A 2,223-nucleotide genomic window follows, 5' to 3' on the forward strand; every position below is an offset into this window, starting at 1 on the left:
AGGCGAAAGCCTCCTTTTCTTTTGCCGCTAACTCGTTCATCAGCCATCCCCTATTTTTATAAGTTGATCATTGCCATCTCATTTATTAGTTGAGTTGTCCGCTTGCGGCGATAAGACGGATCTCACGCTTGGCTTGTTGACTTAACTCTCTTTTATCTCAAACGATAATCAAGTAAGGGCTATTTCGCTCTATTCCTTTATTCACATCACTTGTTTAATTTTGCTGTGGTTGGGTGGCATGAATAGGTTTGGCTTCAAGAGGCAGGTGTAGCGGTTGTCGACAGGCATAAAAAAAGCCGATGATGACATCGGCTTTTAGAATCAACAGGATTATTGTTTGTTCATGGCTTTTTTAATGCAGATGGCGGCGCCACCCCACGTAATGCCCAAACCAATAATCATCATAATAATTGCACTTGTCGTCATTAGTTGCACTCCTTGCGGCTTGTTGCATTGATTGTTACGCCTATAGCGAATAGTAACCCGATCATGACCCATCCTAGGGTGAGGTCATAACCACCGTAACCTTCTGTGAATAGAGCGTTCAGTTTTGTGGCGACAATAATGGCCAAAATTACAGGTGAGATAAAGCGCAGACAAATATCAAACCACACGCCAATATTGAAATCGGAAATGCTGTTCACGTATTTGCGTACGTCAGAAATCTTAAATAGCCATGCCATGAGCGTAAGTTCCACTAGACAGCTCGCCATAATGCCCACGTTGTTTGCGAAGTGGTCGACAAGGTCGAGTAGCAACAGGCCACCGTTGGTCGCAAAGGCCATTGAAACCAAAAACCCTACGCTGATAACTACATTAGCGGCCTTTTTACGGCTCCATTTTAGCTTATCGATGACGGCTGAGGTGACGGCTTCAATGATTGATATGTGTGAGCTTAGGCCTGCAACAACAAGTGCAAAGAAGAAGATTGGCCCAAGAATATAGGGCGCTGGCAATAGGTTGATAGCCGCTGGTAACGTAACGAATGCAAGCCCAACGCCCGCAGACACGACTTCTGTCAACGGTTTGCCTTGTTCATGAGCCATGTAGCCAAGAACAGAGAAAATCATAATCCCCGCCAGAATTGAGAAACCACAGTTGATCAATACTGTCATGAAGGCGTTATTCGTTATGTCTGATTTCTCAGGAAGGTAGCTGGAATACGCCAGCATGATGGCAAAACCAATACTTAGGGTGAAGAAAATCTGTCCATAAGCAGCAGCCCAAACCTTCACATCCCAGATCTTGTCAAAGTCAGGCTCAAACATGTAGTTCACACCATCTAATGCACCTGGTAGGAAAATCATGCGGCCAATCAAAAGCAGTACCATGATAAACAGTATTGGCATCATGATTTTTGAAGCGCGTTCGATTCCAGATTTCACTCCACCGACGATAGCAGCATAAGTAATGGCCCATGCAATCAGCATTGCAATGGCGATTTTCCATTGAATACTACCGAGATTTGTCGGTGAATTATCGCCTAGTGCTAAATAGTTGCTAAAGAAGAAAGCATTAGTATCGGTTCCCCAACTTTGTGTAAACGACATACCAAAGTAGGAAATAGCCCAGCCAATAACGGCCACATAATACACAGCAATAATAGCGGCAACCCCTACTTGGAACCAACCTAACCATTCAAATTTTGCGTGAATTTTAGCCAGTGTGGCTGGTGCTGAACCGCGATGCTTTTGACCCATACTGAACTCTAGGATCATAAACGGTATACCCGCTGTGATCATGGCGAAAAGGTAAGGGATGAAGAATGCACCACCCCCATTCTCATAAGCCATATAAGGGAAACGCCATATGTTTCCAAGACCGATAGCCGAACCTACGGCAGCCAGAATGAACCCTGCACGGGATCCCCATTGTTCTCGCTTCATTGTTTACTCCTTTACGACTTCCCTGAGGTATGAAGCTTCTCTTCGGCTGCGGAGCCAGTGTTGGAGTGATGAATACTATCGGTACACTAAATAGACCGTGAATATTTGCGCCATCATCCATGAACTGGCAAAAAGTTAGTGTTATATGTTGTCAGCTTTCAGAGAACTCAGAATATTGTTCTTAATAGTTCGATGTGTGTTTGCTGTATCTGAAATAATCAGCTACGCATGGGTTCGAGACTACAGACTAATCTAAGTTAAGGCAATAGATTGTAAATGTTATTCTCTGGTTTTTTGATGGTGTATTAGTTGTTAATTAATTGGGATTTAGGTGGAA

Annotated in this window: 2 protein-coding genes; both read right to left on the reverse strand. The window is 43.8% G+C overall.

Annotated elements, in window-relative coordinates; genetic code table 11:
- Window positions 1–330: 330 nt before the first annotated feature.
- On the reverse strand, window positions 331–426 hold the full coding sequence (locus B9J84_RS08955) for a MetS family NSS transporter small subunit (protein WP_010319106.1): 96 nt from the start codon (window positions 424–426) through the stop codon (window positions 331–333).
- Window positions 426–1,886, reverse strand: a complete 1,461-nt coding sequence (locus B9J84_RS08960) for a sodium-dependent transporter (protein ID WP_017045264.1) — start codon at window positions 1,884–1,886, stop codon at window positions 426–428. The genes B9J84_RS08955 and B9J84_RS08960 overlap by 1 nt, the downstream gene beginning before the upstream one ends.
- Window positions 1,887–2,223: the final 337 nt, after the last annotated feature.

The sequence above is a fragment of the Vibrio sp. V03_P4A6T147 genome (assembly GCF_002241085.1).
Lineage (GTDB): Bacteria > Pseudomonadota > Gammaproteobacteria > Enterobacterales > Vibrionaceae > Vibrio > Vibrio anguillarum.

Bases quoted from the DNA above. Each gene is read 5' to 3' on its own strand.
- B9J84_RS08960 (WP_017045264.1), bottom strand. From the start codon at position 1,886: ATGAAGCGAGAACAATGGGGATCCCGTGCAGGGTTCATTCTGGCTGCC.
- B9J84_RS08955 (WP_010319106.1), bottom strand. From the start codon at position 426: ATGACGACAAGTGCAATTATTATGATGATTATTGGTTTGGGCATTACG.